At 68.5% G+C, this 25434-nt stretch carries 23 protein-coding genes; 9 read left to right on the forward strand and 14 right to left on the reverse strand.

All coding sequences use genetic code 11. The features are described 5' to 3' along the window. Positions 1-283: 283 nt before the first annotated feature. Positions 284-1504 (reverse strand): acetyl-CoA C-acetyltransferase, encoded by a 1221-nt coding sequence (locus VGP60_RS00235; RefSeq protein ID WP_327545742.1) that lies wholly within the window; start codon positions 1502-1504, stop codon positions 284-286. 127 nt (positions 1505-1631) lie between these two features. Here VGP60_RS00235 and VGP60_RS00240 point away from each other — a divergent pair, with 127 nt between their 5' ends. From VGP60_RS00240 to VGP60_RS00260, 5 genes are all read left to right on the forward strand, one after another. Beyond that, positions 1632-3002, forward strand: coding sequence for a cystathionine beta-synthase (locus VGP60_RS00240; protein ID WP_327545743.1), 1371 nt, complete (start codon positions 1632-1634; stop codon positions 3000-3002). Positions 3003-3116: 114 nt separating this feature from the next. Then, a complete protein-coding gene (locus VGP60_RS00245) occupies positions 3117-4706 on the forward strand; it encodes a hypothetical protein (protein WP_327545744.1) in 1590 nt (529 codons plus the stop codon). A gap of 142 nt (positions 4707-4848) precedes the next feature. Beyond that, positions 4849-5412 (forward strand): hypothetical protein, encoded by a 564-nt coding sequence (locus VGP60_RS00250; protein WP_327545745.1) that lies wholly within the window; start codon positions 4849-4851, stop codon positions 5410-5412. Positions 5413-5495: 83 nt separating this feature from the next. After that, entirely contained in the window at positions 5496-5978 is a 483-nt protein-coding gene (locus VGP60_RS00255; RefSeq protein WP_327545746.1) for a hypothetical protein, read from the forward strand. A 57-nt stretch (positions 5979-6035) separates the two neighbouring features. Continuing rightward, positions 6036-7193 (forward strand): cystathionine gamma-synthase, encoded by a 1158-nt coding sequence (locus VGP60_RS00260; RefSeq protein WP_327545747.1) that lies wholly within the window; start codon positions 6036-6038, stop codon positions 7191-7193. 96 nt (positions 7194-7289) lie between these two features. Here the strand turns inward: VGP60_RS00260 and VGP60_RS00265 are convergent, their stop codons facing one another. Beyond that, positions 7290-7583, reverse strand: coding sequence for a hypothetical protein (locus VGP60_RS00265; RefSeq protein WP_327545748.1), 294 nt, complete (start codon positions 7581-7583; stop codon positions 7290-7292). A 94-nt stretch (positions 7584-7677) separates the two neighbouring features. Here VGP60_RS00265 and ilvA point away from each other — a divergent pair, with 94 nt between their 5' ends. Beyond that, positions 7678-8880, forward strand: coding sequence for a threonine ammonia-lyase (gene ilvA, locus VGP60_RS00270; RefSeq protein ID WP_327545749.1), 1203 nt, complete (start codon positions 7678-7680; stop codon positions 8878-8880). Here the strand turns inward: ilvA and VGP60_RS00275 are convergent. The 7 genes from VGP60_RS00275 to hppD all read right to left on the reverse strand — a co-directional run bounded on the left by VGP60_RS00275 (position 8877) and on the right by hppD (position 16938). Then, positions 8877-9728, reverse strand: coding sequence for a ferredoxin (locus tag VGP60_RS00275; RefSeq protein WP_327545750.1), 852 nt, complete (start codon positions 9726-9728; stop codon positions 8877-8879). The genes ilvA and VGP60_RS00275 overlap by 4 nt on opposite strands. Before the next feature lie 54 nt (positions 9729-9782). Beyond that, positions 9783-10214: a hypothetical protein gene (locus VGP60_RS00280; RefSeq protein ID WP_327545751.1), complete on the reverse strand. Its 432-nt coding sequence runs from the start codon at positions 10212-10214 to the stop codon at positions 9783-9785. Then, positions 10211-10696, reverse strand: coding sequence for a hypothetical protein (locus VGP60_RS00285; protein WP_327545752.1), 486 nt, complete (start codon positions 10694-10696; stop codon positions 10211-10213). The genes VGP60_RS00280 and VGP60_RS00285 overlap by 4 nt, the downstream gene beginning before the upstream one ends. Further along, positions 10638-14675, reverse strand: coding sequence for a hypothetical protein (locus VGP60_RS00290; RefSeq protein WP_327545753.1), 4038 nt, complete (start codon positions 14673-14675; stop codon positions 10638-10640). The genes VGP60_RS00285 and VGP60_RS00290 overlap by 59 nt, the downstream gene beginning before the upstream one ends. After that, the gene (locus tag VGP60_RS00295) at positions 14675-14983 is read right to left on the reverse strand and encodes a type VII secretion target (protein ID WP_327545754.1); all 309 of its coding nucleotides are present in this window, start codon (positions 14981-14983) and stop codon (positions 14675-14677) included. The genes VGP60_RS00290 and VGP60_RS00295 overlap by 1 nt, the downstream gene beginning before the upstream one ends. A gap of 29 nt (positions 14984-15012) precedes the next feature. Further along, positions 15013-15585 carry a YbaB/EbfC family nucleoid-associated protein gene (locus VGP60_RS00300; protein WP_327545755.1) on the reverse strand — a complete coding sequence of 191 codons (573 nt, stop codon included), beginning with the start codon at positions 15583-15585 and terminating at the stop codon, positions 15013-15015. A 153-nt stretch (positions 15586-15738) separates the two neighbouring features. After that, entirely contained in the window at positions 15739-16938 is a 1200-nt protein-coding gene (gene hppD / locus VGP60_RS00305) for a 4-hydroxyphenylpyruvate dioxygenase (RefSeq protein ID WP_327545756.1), read from the reverse strand. A 117-nt stretch (positions 16939-17055) separates the two neighbouring features. Between hppD and VGP60_RS00310 the strand changes: the two genes are divergently transcribed. Then, the gene (locus tag VGP60_RS00310; protein ID WP_327545757.1) at positions 17056-17535 is read left to right on the forward strand and encodes an Lrp/AsnC family transcriptional regulator; all 480 of its coding nucleotides are present in this window, start codon (positions 17056-17058) and stop codon (positions 17533-17535) included. Positions 17536-17981: 446 nt separating this feature from the next. Here VGP60_RS00310 and VGP60_RS00315 read toward each other — a convergent pair whose 3' ends face one another. The 3 genes from VGP60_RS00315 to VGP60_RS00325 all read right to left on the reverse strand — a co-directional run bounded on the left by VGP60_RS00315 (position 17982) and on the right by VGP60_RS00325 (position 20038). After that, positions 17982-18794 (reverse strand): MBL fold metallo-hydrolase, encoded by an 813-nt coding sequence (locus tag VGP60_RS00315; protein ID WP_327545758.1) that lies wholly within the window; start codon positions 18792-18794, stop codon positions 17982-17984. Between the two features lie 113 nt (positions 18795-18907). Continuing rightward, positions 18908-19405, reverse strand: a complete 498-nt coding sequence (gene greA / locus VGP60_RS00320) for a transcription elongation factor GreA (RefSeq protein ID WP_327545759.1) — start codon at positions 19403-19405, stop codon at positions 18908-18910. Between the two features lie 198 nt (positions 19406-19603). Then, positions 19604-20038, reverse strand: coding sequence for a DUF4307 domain-containing protein (locus VGP60_RS00325; RefSeq protein WP_327545760.1), 435 nt, complete (start codon positions 20036-20038; stop codon positions 19604-19606). 133 nt (positions 20039-20171) lie between these two features. Here VGP60_RS00325 and mca point away from each other — a divergent pair, with 133 nt between their 5' ends. Both mca and VGP60_RS00335 read left to right on the forward strand, forming a co-directional pair. Next, positions 20172-21086 (forward strand): mycothiol conjugate amidase Mca, encoded by a 915-nt coding sequence (gene mca / locus VGP60_RS00330; RefSeq protein ID WP_327545761.1) that lies wholly within the window; start codon positions 20172-20174, stop codon positions 21084-21086. Continuing rightward, complete coding sequence (locus VGP60_RS00335; protein WP_327545762.1) at positions 21083-21412, forward strand: hypothetical protein; 330 nt, start codon at positions 21083-21085, stop codon at positions 21410-21412. Before mca ends, VGP60_RS00335 begins: the two co-directional genes overlap by 4 nt. Before the next feature lie 72 nt (positions 21413-21484). Here the strand turns inward: VGP60_RS00335 and VGP60_RS00340 are convergent, their stop codons facing one another. Both VGP60_RS00340 and VGP60_RS00345 read right to left on the reverse strand, forming a co-directional pair. Next, complete coding sequence (locus tag VGP60_RS00340; protein WP_327545763.1) at positions 21485-24001, reverse strand: polynucleotide kinase-phosphatase; 2517 nt, start codon at positions 23999-24001, stop codon at positions 21485-21487. Continuing rightward, the gene (locus VGP60_RS00345; protein ID WP_327545789.1) at positions 23998-25386 is read right to left on the reverse strand and encodes a 3' terminal RNA ribose 2'-O-methyltransferase Hen1; all 1389 of its coding nucleotides are present in this window, start codon (positions 25384-25386) and stop codon (positions 23998-24000) included. Before VGP60_RS00345 ends, VGP60_RS00340 begins: the two co-directional genes overlap by 4 nt. Positions 25387-25434 lie beyond the last annotated feature (48 nt).

The following is a 25434-nucleotide window of genomic DNA, read 5'->3' on the forward strand; positions in this document are numbered from 1 at the left end:
GTTGGGGGCATCCTGTGCCCCCAACGCCGCTTTGGGGTAATGGTCCCGTCCTCGGCGTCCCGGCGTTGCCTGCCCGGTCCCGTCCTGGCTTTCCCGTGGCATTAATGGACCTTTCATCTCAAAAATCGAGATGAAAGGTCCATTAATGCCACTTTGGGGCCGGGGCGTGGGCGCCTTGGGCGGGCACAGCTCGCGATGGCTCGTCCGGCTCAGCCGTGCAATGAACGGACCGTTCCTTGTGTTTTTCGGTAGGAAGGGTCCGTTCATAGCGGTCGTGCGGGGTCTAGGAGAGGCGTTCCAGGACCAGTGCCATGCCTTGGCCGCCGCCGACGCACATGGTCTCGAGGCCGAACTGCTTGTCGTGGTGCTGCATCGAGTTGATCAGCGTCGAGGAGATGCGCGCGCCGGTCATGCCGAACGGGTGGCCGACGGCGATCGCGCCGCCGTTGACGTTCAGCCGGTCGAGGTCGACGCCGAGGTCCTGGTAGGACGGGATGACCTGCGCGGCGAACGCTTCGTTGATCTCGACGAGGTCGATGTCGCCGATGCTCATGCCTGCCCGCGCGAGTGCCTGCTTCGACGCCTCGACCGGGCCGTAGCCCATGATCTCCGGCGAAAGGCCGGTGACGCCGGTGGACACCACGCGCGCGAGCGGGGTGATGCCGAGTTCCTTGGCCTTGGTGTCGGACATGATGATCAGCGCGGCGGCGCCGTCGTTGAGCGCGCAGCAGTTACCGGCGGTGATGCGGCCGTCGGGGCGGAAAACCGGCTTCAGCCCGGAAACGCCTTCGATGGTGACGCCGGCGCGCGGGCCGTCGTCCTTCTCCACCACGGTGCCGTCGGGCAGGGTGACCGGGGTGATGTCCTTGGCCCAGAACCCGTCCGCGATCGCCTTCTCCGCGAGGTTCTGCGAGCGGACGCCGAATTCGTCCATCTCTTCCCGTGAGACGTTCTTGATGCGGGCGAGGTTTTCCGCGGTCTGGCCCATCGCGATGTAGACGTCCGGCACGTCGCCGGTCTCGCGCGGGTCGGTCCAGGTGTCGGTGCCCGAGCCCGCGGTGGCGACCGTGCGGGCTTCGGCGTCGGCGAAGAGCGGGTTGTGCGTGTCCGGCCAGGAGTCGGAGCTGCCCTTGGCGAAGCGCGACACGGTCTCGACACCGGCGGAGATGAACACGTCACCCTCGCCTGCCTTGATCGCGTGCAGCGCCATGCGGGTGGTCTGCAGGCTCGACGAGCAGTAGCGCGTGATCGTGCAACCGGGGAGGTGGTCATAGCCGAGTTCGACGGCGACGGCGCGTCCCATGTTGAAACCGGACTCGCCACCGGGCAGGCCGACCCCGAGCATCAGGTCTTCGATGTCGGCCGGGTTCAGCTCGGGCACCTTGTCCAGCGCCGCCCGGACCATCTGCACGGCGAGGTCGTCGGGGCGCATGCTCACCAGCGATCCCTTGCCGGCGCGGCCGATCGGGGAACGGGCGGTGGAGACGATCACGGCTTCGGGCATAGCGGACACTCCCTTGTATCTCACGCACTGTACTAAGCGGTCGTTCACCTCATCTTGCCGCTTCCGGCGCGCGCGGCAAACCCGAACGCGACCCGAAACACGCTGCGCGTTCGATTACCCTCCAAGTGTGGAATATGTCGAGCACATCTCCGACCTCGTGGGCAACACCCCGCTGGTCAAACTGAACGCGCTGGCCGAGGGGCTACAGCCGCTCGTGCTGGCCAAGGTCGAGTACGTCAACCCCGGCGGCAGCGTCAAGGACCGCATCGCGCTGCGCATGATCGAAGCGGCCGAGCGCTCCGGCGAGCTGCGGCCCGGCGGCACGATCGTCGAGCCGACCTCCGGCAACACCGGTGTCGGCCTCGCCATGATCGCCCAGCGCAAGGGCTACAAGTGCGTTTTCGTCTGCCCGGACAAGGTCAGCGAGGACAAGCGCAACGTGCTCAAGGCGTACGGCGCCCGCGTCGTCGTCTGCCCGACGGCGGTCGCACCGGAGCACCCGGACTCCTATTACAACGTCTCCGACCGCCTGGTCCGTGAGATCGAGGGTGCTTGGAAGCCGAACCAGTACTCGAACCCGGAGAACCCCGAGAGCCACTACCGCTCCACCGGCCCGGAGATCTGGAAGCAGACCGAAGGCCGCATCACGCATTTCGTCGCGGGCGTCGGCACCGGCGGCACCATCTCCGGCACCGGCCGCTACCTCAAGGAGGTCAGCGACGGACGGGTCCAGGTCGTCGGCGCGGACCCGGAGGGCTCGGTGTACTCCGGCGGCACCGGCAGGCCGTACCTGGTCGAGGGCGTCGGCGAGGACTTCTGGCCCGCCACCTACGACCGTGAGATCGCCAACGAGATCATCGCGATCTCCGACGCGCACTCGTTCGACATCACGCGCCGCCTCGCGCTCGAAGAGGGCCTGCTCGTCGGCGGCTCGTGCGGCATGGCCGTCGCCGCCGCGCTGAAGCTCGCCGAACGCTGCGGCCCCGAAGACGTCATCGTCGTGCTGCTGCCCGACGGCGGCCGCGGTTACCTCACCAAGGTTTTCAACGACGACTGGATGTCCTCCTACGGCTTCCTGCCGCCGGACTCCAGCGGCGCCACGGTCGGCGACGTGCTGCTCAAGAAGAGCGGCTCCCTGCCGAACCTCGTGCACACGCACCCGAACGAAACCGTCGCCGAGGCGGTCGCGATCCTCAGCGAGTTCGGCGTCAGCCAGATGCCTGTGGTCAGCGCCGAACCACCGGTGATGGCGGCCGAGGTCGTCGGCGCGGTGAACGAGCGCGATCTGCTGGACGCGTTATTCACCGGGAAGGCACAGCTGGCGGACCGGCTGGACAAGCACATGTCCCCGCCGCTGCCGACGATCGGCGCCGGTGAGCAGGTCAGTTCGGCGATGAAAGCGTTGTCGGAGGCCGATGGCGCGCTGGTTCTGTTCGACGGCAAGCCCGCGGGCGTCGTCACGCGGCACGACCTGCTGGGCTTCCTCGCCGGTCGTTAGTCCTCGATCCATCGTGTGACCGGTCGGGGCGTTCTGAGCGCCCTGACCGGCTATCCGATAGCGTGTGACGCGAGTCGTACTTTCATGTCCGCGTCAAGGGGGTTCAGTACCCAAATGAGTGCTCCGCAGCCACCGAACCAGCCGTGGGGTGGCGGGCAGCCACCGCAGGGCCCCCAAAGTGGTTCACAACCACAGGATGACAACCCGTTCGGTTCCCCGGAACCGACGCAGGTCGTTCAGCCGGGTCAGCCGCAGCCGCCGCAGTACGGGCAGCCCCCGTTCGGCGATTCGCAGTTCGGCGACACCCCCGAGCCGACCCAGGTCGTGCAGCCGGGCCGCCCGCAGAACGAGACCGACCCCAACGCCACGCAGATGGTGAACCACCCCGGTAGCGGCGAAACGCCTCCCGGCGAGTCGACGCAGCTGGTGCCCCCGGGTTCCCAGCCGCAGGGTGCCATTCCTTACGCCCCGCCGCCCAGCGCGGCGGACAACCCGGGCGCGTTCGGCGGGCCCGGATACGGCCAGCCGGGACAGTTCGGCCAGCCGCAGCAGGGTGGCTTCGGCCAGCCCGGGCAGTTCGGCCAGCCCGGCGGGTTCGACCCGTCGCAGGGCCAGCAGCCCGGTGGCTTCGGTCCGCCCCCGCAGGGCTTCGGCGGTCCGCCGCAGTTCGGCGGCCCTCCGGTCGGCGCTTCCGGTGGCAACGCGCTGTTCGGCTACCTCGCCGGCGGCCTGGTGGCGCTGCTCGGTCTCGTCGCCCTGATCTTCTCGTTCGTCGACATGGGCGACATCAGCACCTACTCGACTGCGCTGGACAAAGCACCTAATGCCGCGGCGCTGCAGGACTTCCTCGACCGGTCGGGCCTGGCTTCGCCGGGGTCGCTGTGGTTCTACATCATCCTGGTCGCACTGGGCGCCCTCGCCGGTCTCGCCGGTGGTGTCGCGCTCGCGCTGTCCGGCAAGCTCGGCGGCACGATCAAGAAGCTCGCTCCGATCGTGACCGCGGCCGGTGGCGTTTTGCTCTTGGTCGGCGCCATCCTGGTCATCTCCGGCACGACGGCCTCTGCGGAGTTCAAGGCCCAGGCCGCCGGTTCCAGCGAGACCAGCATCGGCACCGGCACGATCTACCTGATCTTCGGTGTTCTGATCCTCGTCGTGGGCGTGCTGGGCCTCATCCCGGCGACGGCGCAGTTCGTCGGCCTCGGTGGCGGCGGTTCCGCGCTCGGTGGCGGTCCTGGTGGCCCCGGTGGTTTCGGTGGCCCGCCGAGCGGCGGCTTCCCGCCTCCCGGCCAGCCCGGCCCGTACGGCCAGCCCCCGCAGGGCTTCGGCCAGCCGGGTCAGCCGGGTCAGCCTGGTCCGTACGGCCAGCCCGGTGGCCCGAACCCGTCGAGCGGTGGTTTCCCGCAGCCGGGTCAGCCGCAGCAGGGCTTCGGCCAGCCGGGTCAGCCCGGTCCGTACGGCCAGCCCCCGCAGGGCCAGCCGGGTCAGTTCGGCCAGCCCGGTGGGCAGGACCCGTCCAGTGGCGGATTCGCGCAGCCGGGTCAGCCACAGCCGGGTCAGCCACAGCCGGGTCAGTACGGCCAGCCCAACCCCTACGGCCAGCCGCCGCAGGGCCAGCCCGGCCAGCCGGGGCAACCCGGTCAGCCTGGTCAGTACGGCCAGCCGCCGCAGCAGGGATACGGTCAGCCGCCCCAGCAGCAGTGGTGAATTGATCACTTGAAGTGATGCCCCCGGCCTTTCCGGCCGGGGGCATCACTTTTTTCTGCCCGTCTGTTCCGAACACGCTCCATTGCACCGTTCAGCGGGATAAGGTGACCCGGGAATTCCGCATTCGGTTGATAGGGGCGTCGTGACAGGTCCTTACGGGTATCAGGCCCAGCAACCGGGTGCCGCCTACGGGTACGGCCAGCCGCACGAGCCGCGGCCCAGCGGCGTGACGGCCGTCCTCGCCGCGATCCTCGGTCTCGTCCTCGCGGCCATGACCGGTTACGTGCCGATCCACACCTTCATCAGCATCCCGTCGGGCTACAGCATCGGCGACCTCCCGGGCGAGGTCCTCGTCCTCCTCGGCGTCTACCTCGTGACGGCCCTGCTGCTCTTGATCGGTGCGCTGGCGACGTTTTTCCGGTCCTTCGCCGGGGGAATCCTGTTGCTGATCGGCTCGCTGCTGACCATCGCGGTGATCCTCGCCGAGCCGCTGGTCGCCCTCGACGGGAAATACGACGTCTACTTCAAATACCTCTTCGGGTTCGAAGACCTCGGCGCGATCATCGGGGTCGCATCGCTCGTGGTCAGCCCGGTGCTGTTCCTCCTCGCGGTCATCCCGCCGACCTTCCGCTACCTCCGGTATCGGCGGCCCATTCCGGAGGCTTACGGCGCACAAGCGCAGGTTTATCCGCCGCGCAGTTGGTGACGCGCAATTCTTCACGTGCTTTTTCACGATTCTTTCCCGTGCGTTTGTCGACGTCTCGGGTCTTTCCTTGGGGGAAAGTAGTCATGACATATCAGCAATTTCCGGGGGCGTCCCCGCGGCCTGGCGGCGGTACGGCGATCACGGCCGGGGTACTCGCGATCCTCGGCGGTCTTTGGTACCTGGTCAGCCTGGGCGCGGCGATCGTCGGCATGGCCGTCGGCGCTACCGGTATCTTCGTCATCATCTTCGCTGGATTGTGCGCGGCAGCCGCGACCTGCCTTGTCACCGGCGGGATCGGGCTGTTCCTGAAGAAGCCGGCCGGCCGGCTGTCGACGATCCTCGGCTGCGCGTTCGCGCTCTTACTGTGCGCCATGTCGGGCGCGCTGGTGCTGATCGCCGACGGGGTCACCTTCGTCGAAACCTCGGAGGTTGCCGGCATCAGCGGCTGGGCGGCGCTCGTGATCACAGCCATCCCGGCGATCGTGACGCCGGTGCTGGCGCTCGCGAAGTCGACAGCGCGCTGGGTCGGCCAAGCCGAGCCCGCTTCGCCGCTGCCGCAGCCGTAGTGGTGATCTCCATCCCACCTGGCGGGACGGCTGGGATGGGACCGTACGCTGGATGGCATGGTTGACGACTACTCCGCTCTGGGCTTCGAGACACGCGCTATCCATGCTGGTCAGGCGCCTGACCCGAGGACCGGCGCGGTGATCGTGCCGATCTACCAGACCTCGACGTACGCGCAGGACGGCGTCGGCGGGACGCGTGAAGGCGACTACGAATATTCCCGCACCGCGAACCCCACCCGCACCGCGCTCGAGCAGGCGCTCGCGGCGCTCGAAGGCGGACGGCACACGGTCGCGTTCTCGTCCGGCATGGCGGCCAGTGACGTCATCCTCCGCAGCCTGCTGAAGCCCGGCGACCACCTCGTGCTCGGCAACGACGCGTACGGCGGTACGTTCCGGCTGATCGACAAGGTCCTGAGCCTCTGGGGTGTCGAGCACACCGTCGCCGACCTGGCCAACGTCGACGAGGTCCGCGCCGCGATCCGGCCCGAGACGAAGCTGATCTGGTGCGAGTCACCGACCAACCCGATGCTGGGCATCGCCGACATCGCGGCTCTCGCCGGTGTCGCGCACGAAGCCGGCGCCCGGCTGGTCGTCGACAACACCTTCGCCACGCCGTACCTGCAGACCCCGCTCGCGCTGGGCGCGGACATCGTCGTGCACTCGACCACCAAGTACCTCGGCGGACACTCCGACGTGGTCGGCGGCGCGGTCGTCACCAACGAGGACGAGGTGCGGGACCAGCTCTTCTACCTGCGCAACGCCGCGGGCGCGGTCCCGGGCCCGTTCGACGCGTGGCTGACCCTGCGCGGCATCAAGACCCTCGCGCTGCGCATGGAACGGCACTCCGACAACGCCGAGCTCATTGTCCAGATGCTCAAGTCGCACCCGAAGGTCTCGAAGGTCTACTACCCGGGCCTGGCCGAGCACCCCGGCCACGAGATCGCCGCGAAGCAGATGCGCCGCTTCGGTGGAATGGTCTCCTTCAGCCACGTCGACGGCGAGCAGGCCGCACTGGACGTCGCCGCGCGCACCAAGCTGTTCATCCTCGCCGAGTCGCTGGGCGGCATCGAATCGCTCATCGAGCACCCCGGCCGGATGACCCACGCCAGCACCGCGGGCTCCACCCTGCAGGTCCCCGAGGACCTGCTGCGGCTCTCGGTCGGCATCGAGGACTCGACCGACCTGATCAACGACCTCCGCACCGCCCTGGGCTAGGTCCCGCGGCAGTCCCGAAGTGACATGAACGGACCGTTCCTCTCAAAAACTGAGAGGAACGGTCCGTTCATAGCGTTTTGCGGTGGTGAGCGAGTCCTACGGGCGGTAGTTGCCGTGCTGGACTTCGCCGGGCGCCGGGAACGAACGGAGCTCGTCGGGCGCGGTCACGGCGGGCAGGTCCGCGGTGTTCACGCAGCCGCCGACGAGTTCGACGTGGTTGTCGTGCCGGATGTACTGGGCCGGATCCCCGCAGCTCGCCCTGTCCACGGTGTACACGGCGGCGCCGGTGAGCGCGGCGGCGGACGTCAGAGCGGCGACCAGCGGCAGCAACCCGGCCGCGCGGGCGGCGCGAACCCGCCGCAAGACGCGCGTTTCGTGCCCCCGTGCCATGGTTTCTCCCTGAGCCTCGGACGTTGCCCGGTTCAAGCGTACCTGGCTTACCTGCGCGTTACATGGCTCGGTCGCGGGTGGCATCATCCGGGGCATGCGACTGGTCAACATCGAGCAGATCGAGCAGGCACGCAAGCTGCTCGAAGGAGTGGTCCGCAAGACCCCGATGGAGCACGCCAGGGACCTGGAGACGCTCCACGGCGGCGCGGTGTACCTCAAGTGCGAGAACCTCCAGCGGACCGGCTCGTTCAAGATCAGGGGCGCGTACACCCGCATCCACGGCCTGACCGACGAAGAGCGGTCGCGCGGGGTCGTCGCGGCGAGCGCCGGCAACCACGCGCAGGGCGTCGCGCTGGCTTCGTCGCTGCTCGGCACCAAGGCGACGGTGTTCATGCCACAGCGCGCGCCACTGCCGAAGCTGGCCGCGACCAGGGGCTACGGCGCCGAGGTCCACCTGCACGGCGCGCTGCTGGAGGAGACCCTCGCGGAGGCGATCGCGTTCAGCGAGCGCACCGGGGCGGTGTTCATCCACCCGTTCGACCACGCGGACATCATCGCCGGGCAGGGCACTGTCGGGCTGGAGATCCTCGAACAGGTGCCCGAGGTGGCCACGATCCTCGTCGCCACCGGCGGCGGAGGCCTGGTCAGCGGGGTCGCGGCGGCGGTCAAGGCGTGGCGGCCGGACGTCCGCGTGGTCGGCGTCCAGGCCGAGCAGGCGGCCGCGTTCCCGGCGTCGCTGGCGGCGGGCGAACCGGTGCGGCTGAGCGAAACCCCCACCATGGCCGACGGGATCGCCGTCGGCTCGCCCGGTCCGGTCAGCTACGCCCACGTCGCCGAACTGGTCGACGAAATCGTGACGGTCACCGAGGAATCGCTGTCGCAGGCCGTGCTGCTCTGCCTGGAACGCCGGAAACTCGTCGTCGAACCCGCCGGGGCGGCCGCCGTCGCCGCGATGATCGAACACCCGGGCGCGTTCCGGACCCCGATCGTCGCGATCCTGTCCGGCGGCAACGTCGACCCGCTGCTCCTGCTGCAGATCATCCAGCGCGGGATGTCCGCCGGCGGCCGCTACTTCAAGCTGCGGCTGCGCGTGCCCGACCGGCCGGGTTCGCTGGTGTCCGTGCTTTCGAACGTGAGCGCGCTCGGCGCGAACGTGCTCGACGTCCAGCACTCCCGCATCTCCGGCACGCTCGCCATCGGCGAAGTGGAAGTGGCGCTGGCACTGGAAACCCGCGGTCCCGAGCACTGCGCCAACGTCACCACCGCGCTCCAGAAAGCGGGCTTCGAAGTCGTTTAGGACGCAGTGTCACCGGTGATGGCGGCCAGTGCGAGTTCCCTGGCGGGCTCGTCCACCTCGGGCATGGTGAAGCGCAGCGCGCGGATATGCGTGAGCAGCTCCGGATCCGGGGCGACTTCGTGCTCGCGCAGGTAGTACGCCACAGCGCCGGGCCAGAGCCAGCTGCCGTCGGTGCGGAAGTTCAGCGGCACCACGTCGGTCCGCTCCGGGTCGAACGCGTCGGTGTCGTAGGTCCTGGAGGCGAGCACCACCGGCGCGCCGTCGAGGTACTCGAGCACACGCTCCTTTTCGGCCGCCTGCAACGGTTCCCGGTTGACGACCGGACGGCCGGACTCGTCGAGTCCGTCGTAGACCCGCGGCGTGCGCAGGTCCTCGGCGGCTTCGGCGGGCGGCGTGGCGGTCAGTACCGGGGCCGGCGCGGCTCGCTGCCGCAGCCACGGCGGGACGAACTGCTCGGCCCGGGGGAAGAACCGCAGCTCGTCCTGGAAACCGATCGGCGGTGGCGGCCGGCGCCAGCGCGGCTCGACGTCGGGCTGGTAGTCGGCGCTGAGCACGTTGGCCGGGCCGAACACCAGCACCGCGCCGAGCCAGGTACCGCGCCCGGGCTGGTACATCCCCGTCCGCAGGACGCCCAGCAGCCGCAGGACCTCCGGCGGAGGCGGCACCGGACGCGGAGTCCCGTCCGGGCCCGTGACGACGACGTCGGCCTCCACATGGCGGCCGACCGCGCGGTACTCGACCCGGATCTGACGCCAGCCCGGCGGCAGGGCGACGACGAGCGCCTGCCCCGCCTGCCCGACGAGCTGCCGCTGCTGATCGGCGTTCAGCGGTACAGGGGGCTGGCTCATCTCCTCGATCCTTTCAGAGTCCTGCGCGATTCCAGGTCCTAGCGATGCAGCGGGTCAGGAACCGCCGTCGCGCAACCAGTCCGGGATGTTCTCCGGCGTGCGCGGGAAGAGCCGCAGCTCCTCGGCGAAGGCGTCGGCGGGCACCGGGTTCCGGAAGTCGGGCCGCTCCACGCCGTTGAAGGTGGCCTTGAACGCCTCGGGATGCTTCATCTCGAAAACCGCGGTCAGCCAGGTGCCGGTGACGGGATTCGCCGAAACGGCGCGAAGCTCGCGGAACAGCTCGGAGATGACCTCGGGCGGCCGCCACGCCGACATCGCGCCCGTCACCGAATGCACCAGTCCCGCGATCTCCTCGTGGTTCCCCAGCGCGCTGTATTTGAGCTGGGCGTATTCCCAGCCGGGTGGCAGGAGATGCTTCAACTGACCGGCGATCTCGTTCAGGATCTTGTCCTGCCCCGCGTCACCGGAGCTCGACGGACTCGTCACGCGTTTTCAGCCCCTTCTTGCATCCGTGCCAGGTACCAGGCGGGCAGGTGTTCCGTGTCGCGCGGGAAGGCCTCGAGGTCCCGCTGGTAGACGACGGGTGGCACCGGCGGGTCCCACAGCGGGTCGTAGTCGAAGTTGTAGTGCGCGACGTAGGAACCCGGCGGGTCGAGGATGAGCCGCAGCGAAAGCCAGGTGCCGCGGCCGGGCTGGTACATGCCTTGGCGGAGCGCGACCAGCTCGGCCTTGATGTCCGGCGGCGGCTCGGGCGGCGGGCTGCTGCCGTCTTCCATGATCACGGTCAGCGCGATGTCGTCGACCATCGTGGCCATCGTGACCTTGACGTCGATCCGCCGCCAGCCCGGCGGCGCGCCCTGCAGCACCCGCGCGCCGATCTGCTGGATCAGCTGGTCTTCCTGCGCCGCGTCAAGGGGTGGCGGGGGCGGCGGGGGGTGGTGGGGTGACGGGGGCTGGGTTGGGGACATCTACGAAGCTCCTGTAACTGTGCGTGCGGGTGCCGTCCGGGGCGATTCTCTCCGACATGGAATGTTTCCGGTCCGGGGTCTCCGTATTCGGTGCCGACGGCGGGTCGTAGTAGATCCGCTCCTGCCCCAAGGTCGCGCCTTGGCGGTCGATCGTGTGACGGTTGGTCTCGTGCTGCGCCCAGTTGTCCGGGTTGCCCGAGTGATTGTTCTGGCTGAACGGCTCCGGCGCGACCGCGACCCGCCCACGGGCGGCCTGGGTCGCGTGATCGGCGCTGTGCCCGCCACGGTAGGTGCCGCCGTGTTCGAGCTGGCCGATCGCCCCGGTCCGCGTCTGCGCCCGCGTGTCACCCCGGGGTTCGGTGGGGCTGCTGTAGTCCGGCTCGTACGAAACGGCCGAGTTGCCGTGCGCGTCCGTGTGATAGGTGTGGTCACCGATCTTGTATTTCGCTCCCGGCAAGGGAAGTCCCTCGGGACGGCCGGCGTGGGTGTCGCGCATGGTGTGGATGTCGCCGGTCTCCGGGTTCACCACCCGGCCGTGCGAGTTGTCGGGCCAGGTCTCGATATGGGTGAACCGCGGCGGCGGGTCCTGGGCGGTGTAGAACGTGCCGTGCCAGACGTCGTTGCCTTGCGCGTCCGTGGAGTACACGTGGTAGACGCTGTTGGGCTCGAGGCTTTCCGGTGGCCTGTTGCTGAACGGGCCGTCGCCGTTGCGCGAGGGATCCCAGTCGCGCACGACCGGCTGCGGGGTCGGGTTCGGCGGCGGATCGAAACTGTCGATGTCCAGCACCGGCGAGCCGGCGTCGTCGGTGTGGAATTCGAAACGGCCATCGCCGGTGTCGACCCGGTAGTCGGTTTCGGGCAGCAGGTGGTTCGCGTCCGGGTTGCCGACCGGCGTGAAGGGATCGTTGCCGAGGTTGGTGTTGGGTGCCGTGGCGTCGACATGGGTGATCCGGGTGTCGGGCGGCGGTGTTCCGTCGGTGTAGAACGTCGACTTCCGGCCGGTGGAGTCGGTGATCTCGTACTTCGTGTCCGGCTCGAGCGGACGCGGGTTCGACGGGTCGTAGAACCGTTCGCCCGGCTCCAGATGCAGCGGGTTCGGTTCGTGCACCCGCGTGTGGGGCGGTTCCTGCCAGCCGCCCTCGATGTCGTGCGGTGACGGGAAGTCCTTGCCGCGGTCCCGCGCGCTGTCCACGTCGACGTCCTGCTTGTCGGCGTGGTGCGTGTCCGGCGTGAAGCCGTCGTCGCTCGCCCGGCGCGCGGTGCCGTCGGGGGAATGCACGTCCCATTCGCCGTTCGGCGGGATCTTGGGCCGCATCTTGCCGTCCGGGCCGACTTCGTAGTCCGACGAGAAGACCCGGCCGTTCGAGTCGGTCCACGCGGGCTTGCTCGGTGCCATGACTTCGGTGTCGAGCTCGCGTGAGAGCCGCTTCGCGAAGTCGTTGGACCCCGCGTCACAGCCGATCAACCGGATGGGACGGCCGTCGTAATCCCCGTTGCGCCGCAGGATGTCCGCGAACTCTTCGGGGGTGTAGTGCTGGTTCCCGATCCGTGCGTGGCCGTCCGGGGTGACGTGCACGTCGACGGTGTAGCGGCCGTCCGGGTCCGGCTGGACGCGGTGCGGCAGATCGCCCATGTCGGGGTCGGCGCGGTGGTACGAGCTGCCCGCCGGGGTGCCCTCCGAATGACGCTGGTTGACCTCGTCCGGCGTCAGTCGCTCGGGCTGGTGGTGGTGCGGGGAACCGTCTGGGTCACCGGGTGAGCCGCCGTCGGGGGTGTCGCGGTGCGGGCCGCCGGGGCCGTTCCCGTCGGGACCGGTGTGGCCAGGCCCGGTGTGGCCGGGTCCGGTACCGCCGGGGCGGTTGCCGGGGCCGTGCGTTCCTGAAGCGGTGTGGGCCGGGGCCTGCGGGCCGCGCGCGACGGGATCCGGGGTGCGCGGGGCGTGGGTGTCCGGGGTGCGTGGACCAGGTGTGTCCGGGGTGCGAGGCGTTGGCGCGCCAGGACTTCCGGGCGTGCCCGTCCAGCCGCTCGCGGGTGCGCGGCCGCCTGGTGTGCCACCGGGAGCGCCGCCTGGTGCGCCACCGGGTGGCATGCCACCGGCCATGGGCTGACCCTGAGGCGGGATACCGGACGGCGAACCGTCGCCGCCACCACCGCGCTGTGACGGCATCGGCGAGCCGGGATCACCGGTCCGCGGTGTCGGCGACGGGGCCAGGCCGCTGGCGGACGTCGTGCTGTCGGCGGGCCGGGAAGGTGCGCCGCTGTCGGACCTGGGAGCGGGTGAACCGTCGCCCGCGTGCGACGGCGAACCGCTGTGACTCGGCGCGTCGCCCGCTCGTGCCGGACCGGGTGAGCTGTCCCCGGCGTGGCTGGGCGAATCGGCGCCGCGGCTCGGTGAGTTGTCGCCCGCGTGGCTCGGTGAGCCGCCGCTGTCGCGAGCGGGACTCGGGGAGCTGTCGCCTGCGTGGCTTGGGGAATCCGCGCTGCGCGCCGGGCTGGGTGAGTTATCGCGCGCGTGGCTTGGAGAGCCATCGCCTGCGTGGCTTGGAGAATCCGCGCTGCGCGCCGGGCTTGGGGAACCACCGCCATCGCGGGCCGGGCTGGGTGAGCTGTCGCCCGCGTGACTGGGCGAGTCACTACCCGCGCGGGTCGGCGTCGGCGAACCGCTATCGCCTGCGTGGCTTGGAGAATCGCCGCGCGCCGGGCTCGGTGAGCTGTCGCCCGCCGGGCTCGGCGAACCGCCATCGCCTGCGGGAGAAGAGGAATCGCCGCCACGGGCCGGGGAACCGTTGCCGTCACGGACATTGCTGGGTGAGCCGTCACCGCTACGGGTGCCCGATGGGCTGTCTCCGCTGCCGGTATCCGTGCGAGTACTGGAAGGTGTGTCCGGACCGCCGCTGCCGGCGGACGAACCATCACCGGCGCCGTTCTGCCCGGAACCGTTGCCGCCACCGGAATCCCCGCCACCGGAACCGCTATCGCCCGTGCCGGAACCGCTGTCCCCGCTACCCGAACCACCGTCCCCAGTACCGGAACCGCCGTCGCCACTGCCGGAACCGCCGTCGCCGTCCGGCCCGTCGGTGCCGCCGCCATGACTGCCGCCGCCGCTGCCCCCACCGCCGCGCGTCGCGAAACCGCTGCCCTTGATGCTCTTCGTGCTGACCACGTCGAGCCCGGTGACCTTGCCCGCGATCTTGCCCAGGATCTTGATGATCTTCGCGAACACGTCGCCCAGCTTGCCGAGCAGCGGCGAAACCCGCCGGATCGTCTCCAGCAGGTCCTTCAGCTTGTCCGCGATCCGCACCGCCCACGCCGAGATCGCGGTGACAGCCTGCGCCACCACCACGGGCGTGCCGAAACCGAGGGAGAACACCGTCTCCATGACCCACGAGATCAGCTTGCCGATCAGATCCGCGATCAGCTGCCGGACGAACTCGCGGACGAACGCGACGACCTCGCCCATGATCATCACGACGGTGCTGATCGTGCTGGCGGCCGTTGCGGCGCCGGCGATCGCGTCGGCCTGTTCGGTGGCCTGCTTGCGATACGCGTCCGCCGCGGAGCCCGTCCAGCCCGCTGTCCCGTTCTTCACCGCGTTGGCATAGGTGACCTGCGATTCCTCCAGCGACTTGGCGACGTTCGCCCAGGTCTCGGAGTACGACTGGATCACCGGCGGGTCACCCGCGAGCGAGTCGAGCATGTCCTTCAGCGGCTGGATGTGCTCCATCAGGAACGACGCCACCGAGGACATCAGGTAGCCGAACGGGTCGATCGCCGCGCTCGCGGCTTCCCCGGCCAGGCTCAGCACGCCGAGGCCGCCGCCGACCCAGTCGCCGTCCTTGATGCCGTTGAACGAGTCCATCGCCGATTCGGCGATCCCGATCCCGCCCGCGTAGCCGTAGTCGCCGTTGCCCGCCGTCAGCGGGCCGGGGCCGTTTCCGTCCTGAGGTGCCGCCGCGACAAGGGGATTCCCGTCAGGCATCACTGACCACCCGACTTCAACGTGCCGGCGATGTCGTCCTCAACCGCCTGGTAGCCCTTCGCGGCCGTCCTGGCGCTTTCCGCGACCGACTCCATGGCTTCCACCGCTTTGGTCAGCGCGTCGACGCCGAACTGCTCGACCGGATCGAGCAGCATCCGGAACGGCTGGCAGAGGATGCCGTACGCGTCGGTGGGCATGCTGACCTGGTTGGCCGCGTCCACGGCCTGGCGCAGGGAGTCGGTGACCCCGTCGAGCTGGCTGGCGTGCGCGTTGAGGTCGGCGCCGATCTCGAAGCCGCCTGCGGTCATGGTGTCTCCCCCTCGGAAGGTGCGAAAGGTCAGGAAAGGATGGGTCCGCCGAAGTCGTCGTCATCGTCATCCCTCACGGGACGCCGTCGTGGCGGTGGCGCGTTCTGCGACTGGGGCCGGGGCGGGAACCCCGGCGGAGGCGTCGGCGGGACCGGCGGCCTCGGCGGCGGTGGTTCCTCGTCCTCGGGAACGAACCGCAGGTCACGCTGGAGTGCTGGCGGCTCGGTGTCCGGCGGTGGCGCGGGGAACGTGCTGGACGCTTCCGCGAGCATGGTGTTCGCCGTCTGGTCCTGGGTGCCGATGGTCTCCGCCATCGCCTGTTCGAGCAGCGCCGGGATCCGGGACTGGGCGAGCTGCACCAGTTTCATGATCTCACCGGAGACTTCGGCCATCCGTTTGCCGCCGGCGCCCTCGGCGATGGCGAGATTGGTCAACAGTCCCTTCGAGTTGACCGTCACCAGTACCGAGCCGTCCTTGGAACGCTCGGTGACGGATTGCCCCTGGACGCGTTCGGCCATGGCCTGGTAGCGAGCGGCGCTCTCCTGGATCTGTTTCGTCCAGTTGTCCACCAGCTGCTCGCTGGCGTCGACGCTGTCGGGCATCAGGACCCTTCCCCCATCTTGTCGCTGACTCTTCACAGTGACGGATCGGGCTCGCCACCGGTTCCAGGGCGACCGAAGTTTCCCCGATTGGCCCAAGATGGCACGAAGGGCCCGTCAGGACAATATTTGTCCGACGGGCCCTTCGGGTGGTGATCAGAGGTTGCCGCGGCGCTCCTGTTCGCGCTCGATCGCCTGGAAGAGGGCCTTGAAGTTGCCCTTGCCGAAACCGAGCGAGCCGTGCCGTTCGATGAGCTCGTAGAACACCGTCGGGCGGTCGCCGATGGGCTTGGTGAAGATCTGCAGCAGGTAACCGTCCTCGTCCCGGTCGACCAGGATCCGGTGCGCCTTGAGCGTCTCGATCGACACCCGGACCTCACCGATCCGCTCACGCAGCTCGGGGTCGTCGTAGTAGGAGTCCGGGGTGTCCAGGAACTCGACACCGGCCTCGCGCATCGCGGTTACCGTGCCGATGATGTCGTTGGTGGCCAGCGCGATGTGCTGGCAGCCCGCGCCGCCGTAGAACTCGAGGTACTCGTCGATCTGCGACTTCTTCTTGGCGATCGCCGGCTCGTTGAGGGGGAACTTCACCCGGTGGTTGCCGTTCGAGACGACCTTGCTCATCAGTGCCGAGTAGTCGGTCGCGATGTCGTCGCCGATGAACTCCGCCATGTTCACAAAGCCCATGACCCGGTGGTACCAGTCGACCCAGTAGTCCATCTTGCCGAGCTCGACGTTGCCGACGCAGTGGTCGACAGCCTGGAAAAGCCGCTTGGGCGCGCCTTCGGGCCGCTTGATCGTGCTTTCGCGTGCTTCGAAGCCGGGGAGATACGGGCCGGTGTACTTCGACCGGTCGACCAGCGAGTGGCGGGTCTCGCCGTAGGTCGCGATCGCGGCCCGGCGCACGGTGCCGTGCGCGTCGGAAACGTCGTGCGGCTCTTCGAGGATCGTCGCGCCCTGCGAACGCGCGTGCTCGACGCACTTGTCCACATCGGGCACTTCCAGCGCCAGGTCGATGACGCCGTCGCCGTGCCGGCGGTGGTGGTCGAGGAGCTCGGAGCCGGGACGCACACCGCCGGTGATGACGAACCGCGCCGACCCGGACTTGAGGACGAACGACTTACGGTCGAAGTCGCCGGTCTCGGGGCCGGAGTAGGCGACGAGCTGCATGCCGAACGCGACTTGGTAGAACCAAGCCGTCTGCGTGGCGTTGCCCGCGATGAAAACGACCGCGTCCATGGCCTTGACCGGGAACGGGTCCGTCGAAGCGTCGTGATCGACGAGCCCGACCAGCTGACGCAGCTGGTCATAGCTGACGTCGTCCAGGGCACCCTTGGGATCCAGTGTGTGCGTCATAGCCGAAGAATGCGCGCGTAGGGCAAGATGGGCAACAGGCCCTGATTTTGCTGGTCAAGTTGCGTAGCCCAACCCGGCTGCCGCCGGTCAAACTGGACATTCTGCGTAGGGAGTCGCATGGCTGACGAGACCTTCGACGAGCTGGACGCGCGATTGCTGCTCCTGCTGACGGACTCACCACGGCTCGGAGTGCTGGAGTGCGCGCGGCGATTGGGTGTGGCACGGGGAACCGTGCAGGCTCGGCTGGACAAGCTGAGCGCTCGTGGCGTGCTGGGCGGGTTTCCGCCGGAGTTGGATCTGGCGGCGATGGGGTACGGGTTGACGGCGTTCGCGGTGTTGGAGATCGCGCAGGGGCAGCGGGCCGGCGTTGCGGAGGCGCTGGCGGCGATCGATGAGGTCTGTGAGGTGCATGCGACTACCGGGCAAGGGGATTTGTTCGTGCGGATGGTGGCGCGGGACAACGACGATTTGCAGCGGGTTATCGATGACGTGGTTAGTGTGCCGAACGTTTTGAGGACTTCGACTTCTATCGCGTTGTCGACGCCGGTGCCGCCGCGGGTTCGGCCTTTGTTGGAGCGGACCGCTTTGGGTGGGTGATGGGGTTGGCTGGGCGCGTCGTGGGATGCCCTGAACGACGCGTGCTTTGGGTGGTTATGGCTGGTTATGGCTGGGTTAGCCGTGCAATGAACGGACCTTTCCTTGCGGTTTTTGGTAGGAACGGTCCGTTCATTGCGGTCTCGAGGTTGGCGCGGCATCACTGTGTTTCGGCGGCCCCGCGCGCTGACGGTTTCGCGTCGCCAGGGCGTGACCAGGTGCGGAACTCGCGGTTTTGTTGTATGCGCCCTGCCGCCGCGAAACCGTGGGCCTTCGGCCAAAAGAGGGCGCGCGCTATGGTTTTTTCGCCTGCCGCCCAACGGGATTACTGCGGTAGCCCGGGACTTAGCGTGCTCTCGTCTTATTTGAAAGCTGACTGGGTTTGTGGTTGGCCACGCAAGTCTCGACTCGAGGTGGCGTGACTGGGTTGGCTGTTGGGATTAAGGGGGTTAGGCCGGCAGCGGCAAGGTGTGGGAGAGGTAGCGGTGGGCGGAGCGTTGGACTGTTTCGTGACCGTCTGATTTGACAATGGCGTCCCACCAGGCGCCGTAGATGGCGTCGAATTGGTAGGGCTCCAGGAGTTCCGCGGCGCGCCGGACGATTTCCGGGCGTTCGGGGATGAGGTTCGGGTAGCTGTACATGAAACCCACGAAACGGCGGTCGGGGATCACCTGCAGGATGTCGCCGCTGAGCAGCGCGCCTTTGCCTTGTTCGCCGTCCCGCCAGTGGAGGACGGTGCCTCCGGCGAAGTGGACGCCGAGGTTGATGAGCGTCAGGTCCGGGGCGACTTCCTGGGTGAGGCCACTCCAGAGCTTGATCGACGGGTCCGGTCTGCCGATCCACTGCTCGTCGTTTTCGTGCAGGTAGACGGGGGCGTCGAAGGCGCGGGCCCACTCGACCATCGTCGTGTAGTAGTGCGGGTGGCTGATCGCGATGCCGGTGATGCCGCCCAGTGCCTCGACCTGCTTGACGAGCTCATCGTCCAGGTACGCGGCGCAGTCCCAGAGGAAGTTGCCGGATTCGGCCTTGACCAGCAGCGCTCGCTGGCCGATGGCGAAGCCCGGCTGGCTGCCGACGCCGATGATGCCGTCGCCCTGTTCTTCGATGCGCGGGGTGTAGTCGCCGGCGCGCAGGGTGTCGAGGTCGGTCCAGCGCTGGCCAGCTGCGGGTATGTACTGACGCTCGTCCTGGCAAACGGGACAGTTGTCCCGAGGCTCGGCGTACTGCATACCGCACGCGAGGCAGATCGGTTCGCTACTCATACGTCCTCCCAGGGTGTTCGTGCTCACCAGCAAACCAAAAGAGTGCTTGTCAAACCAAAAAGAGCGCCCGGCCGGAGTGTGGACCGGCCGGGCGCTCTTCAAGGGTGTGGAGGTCAGGTCGTGTAAGGCACTGCCTTCACGAGGGTGACCTTCTGGATGCTGCCGTTGGGCAGGGAGTACTCGCGGGTCTCGCCCTCTTTGGCGCCGAGCAGCGCCCGGCCGAGCGGCGAATCCGGTGAGTACACGTCCAGCTTTCCTTCGGCGCCCTCTTCGCGGGTCGCGAGCAGGAACTTCTCGTCCTGGTCGTCGCCCTCGTAACGGACCGTCAGGATCTTGCCCGGCTCTGCGAGACCGTCGTTCTTGGGCGCTTCGCCGACCTTGGCCGCGCGAAGCAGCTCCTGCAGGTGCCGGATCCGGGCTTCCTGCTGACCTTGCTCTTCGCGTGCCGCGTGGTAGCCACCGTTTTCCTTGAGGTCGCCCTCTTCGCGGCTGTCGTTGATCTTCGCAGCAATGACCGGACGATTCTCGATCATCTCGTCGAGCTCGTGCTTGAGCCTGTCGTAGGCATCCTGGGTCAGCCAGGTCACCTGTGTGTCGCTCACGGTCACCATCTCCTCGTTGGGCCTGCCAGGCTTGGGTATACAAGCCGGCTGCCACGCGGGCATGGCGCGCCAGCGCGGCTGAGATAAAGGAAAAACACGGCCCGTCTTGGGCCGTGCCGGTAGATCAGAGTAACACGACGCGACTAGTCGACGCCGCTCATTTCGCCGTCAGACAGGCGTTGAGCGCGCGGTTCACCCCGTTGGCCGCTATGGGCTTGACAGGTACCGTGGTACATCGTATGAGCAGCCGAAGACGTCTGCCGTCACGGGCTGGCCACTACTCCGGATGACGCTACTCACTCTCCTGGTGTCTCCGCCAGCTGGAATCAGAATCTCTTTGCGGCCGCTCTCGGCGCCCGTGACATCTCGCACACGCACGACACACACGGCGGGGCTGGCCGGATCGTCCCTGGTCACGTCCAGGGTGATCTGCATCGAGTCGCCGGGGCGCGGTTCGAAGCCGACCCGCTGCGCGTCGATGGGGGTGCTGCCGAGGTTGATGTAGGCGACGTACGCCAGGCCGGCACTGATGACCAGCGCGACGCCGGTGAACACCCAGCGTCGCCAGCGTGGGGCCCGTTCGGCGCGCACCGAGCCGTAGCGGCCTTCGGGCAGCGCCGGGGCGGCCTGCTGGGTGCTCAAACCGGCCTCCCGATCGTTCTTGTCGTACCTACGGGGACAATGGTGTCCGAGTCGACTTCCCGAGTATCCGCGCGGCCGTGTCGCGCCGGTTAACGGGGTCCGGAATATCGAGCAAGAGAGGGTCGTTAGCCGCATGGTGGGATCTGACGATCGAATGGAATCCGACCTGAGGCCGCGCCTGCGTTTGATGGCGGTGCACGCCCATCCCGACGACGAGTCGAGCAAGGGCGCCGCGACCATGGCCAAATACGTCGCCGAAGGGCACGAGGTCATGGTGGTGAGCTGCACCGGCGGCGAGGCCGGCAGCATCCTCAACCCGGCCATGGACCGGCCCGAGGTGCTGGAGAACATGACCGCGATCCGGCGCGAGGAGATGGCGCGCGCCGCGAAGATCCTGGGCGTGCAGCATCACTGGCTGGGCTTCATCGACTCGGGCCTGCCCGAGGGCGATCCGCTGCCCCCGGTCCCGGAGGGCTCCTTCGCGGTCGTCCCGCTCGAGGAGCCGACGGAAGCGCTGGTCAAGGTCATCCGCGAGTTCCGGCCGCACGTCATCCTGACCTATGACGAAAACGGCGGCTACCCGCATCCGGACCACATCCGCACCCACGAGGTGTCGATGGCCGCGTTCGACGCCGCGCCCGAGCCGGACGCGTTCCCCGAGGCCGGTGAGCCGTGGCAGCCGTTGAAGCTCTACTACATGCACGGCTTCTCCCGCGCTCGCATGGTCGCCTTCGACGAGCTGCTGACCGGTCTCGGCATGGAGTCGCCGTACAAGGAGTGGCTCGAAAAGTGGGACCCGAACAAGTCCGACGTGATGGACAGGGTCACCACCCGCGTCGAGTGCGCCGACTACTTCGAGCTGCGTGACGATGCCCTCAAGGCCCACGCCACGCAGATCGACCCGACGAGCCGCTGGTTCGTCGTCCCGCTGGACCTCCAGCGCAAGGCGTGGCCGACAGAGGAGTACGAGCTGGTCCGCTCACTTGTGGACAGCACTCTCCCGGAGGACGATCTGTTCGCCGGAATCAGGGAGAAGGTGGGCACATGAGTTTGCCGGTTTTCGCGGTACTGCCCTTGACGTCCGCAGCGCTGGTGCTGACGCAGCAGCCGGGCAACGGGGACAACGGCGGCCAGGGTGAGGACTTCGGCAAGTCCTCGCCGGTGGGCCTGCTGATCCTGCTGCTGTTCCTCATCGCGGTCGCGTTCCTGGTCCGCTCGATGACGAAGCACCTCAAGCGTGTCCCGGAGAGCTTCGACAAGCCCGACGAGACCGAAGCCCCCGCCGAAGAGCCTTCGGCAACTGCCAAGACCCCTTCGGCAACAACAACCAAGGCTCCGTCGGCAACAACAACCAAGGCTCCGTCGGAGAAATAACGTCCGCCATCTGTCGACAGGTGGCTGTCTCTTACTTACTAAGAGATCGCCATCTGTCGACAGATGGCAGCTTCAGAGCCTTGGGTCCACGGGTTCCGATTCCATCGCCAGCACGGCGAACACGCATTCGTGCACCCGCCAGAGTGCCTCACCCTGCGCCACGCGCTCCAACGCCTCGAGCCCGAGCGCGTACTCACGCAACGCCAGCGACCGCTTCCGTCCGAGGTTCCGACCCCGGAGCCGCGTGAGGTTCTCCTCCAGCGTGTAGTCGGGCCCGTAGATGATCCGCAGGTACTCACGCCCGCGCACCTTCACCCCCGGCTGGACCAGCCCGCGAGCCCCGAGCGTCAGGTTCCCGGCGGGTTTGACGACCATGCCCTCGCCCCCGGCACCGGTCATCTCCTCCCACCACCGCGTCGCCGCCTCCACCGAAGTGGCATCCGTGGTGTCGACGGTCCGCGTCTCGGTGACCTTGAACAGCGCCGGATCCGCGACGGCGAGCCGTTCCGCCAGCGCCAGGTGCCAGGAGTGCGGCCGCTCGTGGTGCGTCGCGCCCTCCGACGCCAGCAGCTGGAACGGCGCGAGCCGCACCCCGTCGAGCCCGTCGGTCGGCCAGCAGTACTGCCGGTACGCGGTGCGGTAGGCGTCCACCGCGGTTTCCCGCTGTCGCGTCCGTGCCAGCAGCGCCGACACGTCGATGCCGCGTTCACTCGCCGCGGTCAGCTCGGCCACCGCCGACGGCAGCGCGGCCTGAGCCGCCGCGCCGACAGCCGCGTACTGATCCATGATCAGCGCGCCCGCCTTGACGCTCCACGGCAGGAGTTCGGCGTCGAGCAGCAGCCAGTCGGATCTGAGCTCGTCCCACAATCCCGCTGTCGACACCGCCGCGCGCACCTTGTCGAGCAGCTCCCCGTTGCGCCCGGAGTCGAAGAACGCGCGGCCCGTTCGCGTGTAAACCGCACCCGATCCGGCGATGCCGAAGCGTTTCGGCGCGACCGTCTCGTCACGGCAGACGAGCACCACAGCCCGCGAACCCATGTGCTTTTCCTCGCACACCAACGATTCCACGCCCGCCGCGCGATAATCCTCGAACGCCTGCTCCGGGTGTTCCAGATAGCCGTCGCGCTGCGAAGTCGAACTCGGAGACATCGTCGGCGGCAGATAGAGGAGCCAGCGCGGGTCGAGCGCGAACCGGCTCATGACCTCCAGCGCCGCCGCCGACTGCTCGGCGGAAACCCCGATCCGGCCGTGGTGCTTCGTCTGCACGATCCGCTTGCCGGTGACGTCGGCGAGCTCCAGGATCGCGGGCTCGCGGCGCTGCGGAACCTCGGCGACCAACGGCCGCGTCGGCTCGTACCAGACCTGCTTCGCCTTGACCTCGACGACTTCCCGTTCCGGATACCGCAGCGCGGTCAGCTTCCCGCCGAACACACACCCGGTGTCGAGGCACAGCGTTCCGTTGACCCACTCGACCTCCGGCATCGGCGTGTGTCCATAGAGGACGGTCGCCGAACCGCGGTAGTCTCGCGCCCACGGATACCGCACGGGCAGGCCGTACTCGTCCGTCTCGCCGGTCGTGTCGCCGTAGAGCGCGACGCTGCGCACCCGTCCCGACGCGCGGCCGTGGTACTGCTGCGGCAACCCGGCGTGTGCGACGACGAGTTTGCCGCCGTCGAGTACGTAGTGCGCGATGAGGCCGTCGCAGAACGCCTCCACTTTGGCGCGGAACTCGTCGCTCTGCGCCGCCAGTTGCTCCAGCGACTCGGCCAAACCGTGCGACAGCTGGACTTTCTTGCCGCGCAGCGCGCGCACCAGCTTCTGTTCGTGGTTCCCGCAGACGACCAGCGCGTCGCCCTGCTCGGCCATCGCCATGACGAGCCGCAGCACCCCGGGCGTGTCCGGGCCGCGGTCGACGAGGTCGCCGACGAACACCGCCGTCCGTCCTTCCGGGTGCCGCAAACTCTCGCCCGCTGCGTGATAGCCCAGCTCGGCGAGCAGTTCTTCGAGTTCTTCGCGGCAGCCGTGCACGTCACCGATGACGTCGAACGGCCCGGTCAGCTCGCGCTTGTCGTTCATCAGCGGCTCGACGACGATCTCCGCCGCGGCCACCTCTTCCTCGCCGCGCAGCACGTGGACGCGCCGGAAACCTTCCTTCTGCAACGTCTTCAGCGAGCGGCGCAGGTCGTCACGCTGACGCCGGATCACGTGCGCGCCGAAGTCGCGATCGGTCCGGCTTTCGTTGCGTGCCAGGCAAACGCGCTCGGGCACGTCCAGCACGATGGCCGTCGCGAGCACGTTGTGGTCCTTGGCCAGGCGGATGAGCGCCGCCCGCGGGGCGCGCTGCACGTTGGTCGCGTCGATGACCGTCACCAGTCCGGCGGTGAGCCGTTTGGCCGCGATGTAGTGCAGCGCGTCGAAGGCTTCCGCGGACGCCGACTGGTCGTTCTCGTCGTCGGAGACGAGCCCGCGGAAGAAGTCGCTCGAAAGCACCTGCGTCGCGGGGAAGTGCTCACGGGCGAACGTCGATTTGCCTGAACCGGAAGCACCGATCAGCACGACGAGCGACATATCAGGGATGGTCAGTTTCATGCGGAGACCTCCTCTCGGCTGGTGAAGACGGCCATCTGGGTCGGCGCGCCCATGTCGTCGTCCACCGGCCCGACGGCCAGTTGACGCACCTGGTAGCCGTGCTCTCCGGCGACACGATCGGCCCACTCGCCGAACTGCGACCTGGTCCACTCGAACCGGTGGTCGCTGTGGCGATAGGTCCCCTCGGGCAGGAACTCGAAACGCACGTTGTACTCCGAGTTCGGTGTCGTCACGACGACCGTGTGCGGCCGCGCCACCGAGAACACGGCGTGCTCGAGCGCGGGAAGGCGCTCTTCGTCGACGTGCTCGATGACCTCCATGAGCACGGCGGCGTCGTACCCGGCCAGCGACGGATCCGCGTACGTCAGCGCCGACTGGCGCAGCGTGATGCGGGTCCGTGCCTGCTCAGGTAGCCGATCGAGCTTCAGCCGGCGCTCCGCGGTGTCCAACGCCCGCGCCGACACGTCGAGCCCGACGATCTCGGTGAACGACGGGTCTTTCAGGAGCACGCGAAGCAGCGCGCCGCCACCGCAGCCGAGGTCCAGCACCCGCCGCGCGTTCGCCGACCGCAACACCGCGAGCACGCCGTTCGCGCGCTGTACGGCCAGCGGTTCCGGCCGTTCGGGCACCTCGGTGACCAGCGGCTCGGACTCGTCAGGCAGCTCGCCCGATTCGGCCAGCTGTGCCAGCGCGTAGTTGACGTAGGACTTCTGGCGCGCCAGATAGCGCCTGGTGATCAGCTCGTGCTCCGGGTGCCCGGCGAGCCAGCCTTCGCCGGCGCGCAGCAGCTTGTCGGCTTCGTCCTGGCTGATCCAGTAGTGCTTCGCGCCGTCGAGCGCGGGAAGCAGGACGTACAGGTGGTTCAACGCGTCCGCCAGCCGAATTTCGCCGGTGAGCGTCAAGTCGACATACCGGGAATCACCCCAGTCAGGGAACTCCGGGTCCAGCTGCACGGCGACGGCGTCGACCGTCCACCCCAGCGGCTCGAACAACCGGCGCACCAGCTCGGGGCCGCCGCTCGCGGCGAGCGAAGGCACGTGGATCCGCAGCGGGATCGCCTGCGCGGCGAGCTCGGGCAGCGCGTCGCAGCGGCCGGTCATGGCCGTGCCGAAAACCGTCCGCAGCGCGACAGCCAGATGCGAGCCCGCGGCGTACGGCCGGTCGTTGACGTACTGCGTGAGCGCGGTCCCGCCGCCGCGCACGAGCGCGATCGGGTCGATCTCGACGAGCAGCGCCGCGGTGCATTCGCCGTCGTCCGCGCGCGGGTAGAACACGTGCGCGGTCCCGGCGGAGATGGGGAACGCCTGCGCCTTGCCGGGGTGTTTGAACAGCAGGAATCCGAGGTCGGTCGCCGGTCGGCGAGTGGTGGTGATCGTCAGTAGCACCGGCTCAGTGTGCAGGATCGATGCGCTCATTACGCGCGGTTTTCCCGC

It is taken from the genome of Amycolatopsis sp. (genome assembly GCF_036008905.1).
Classification (GTDB): domain Bacteria; phylum Actinomycetota; class Actinomycetes; order Mycobacteriales; family Pseudonocardiaceae; genus Amycolatopsis.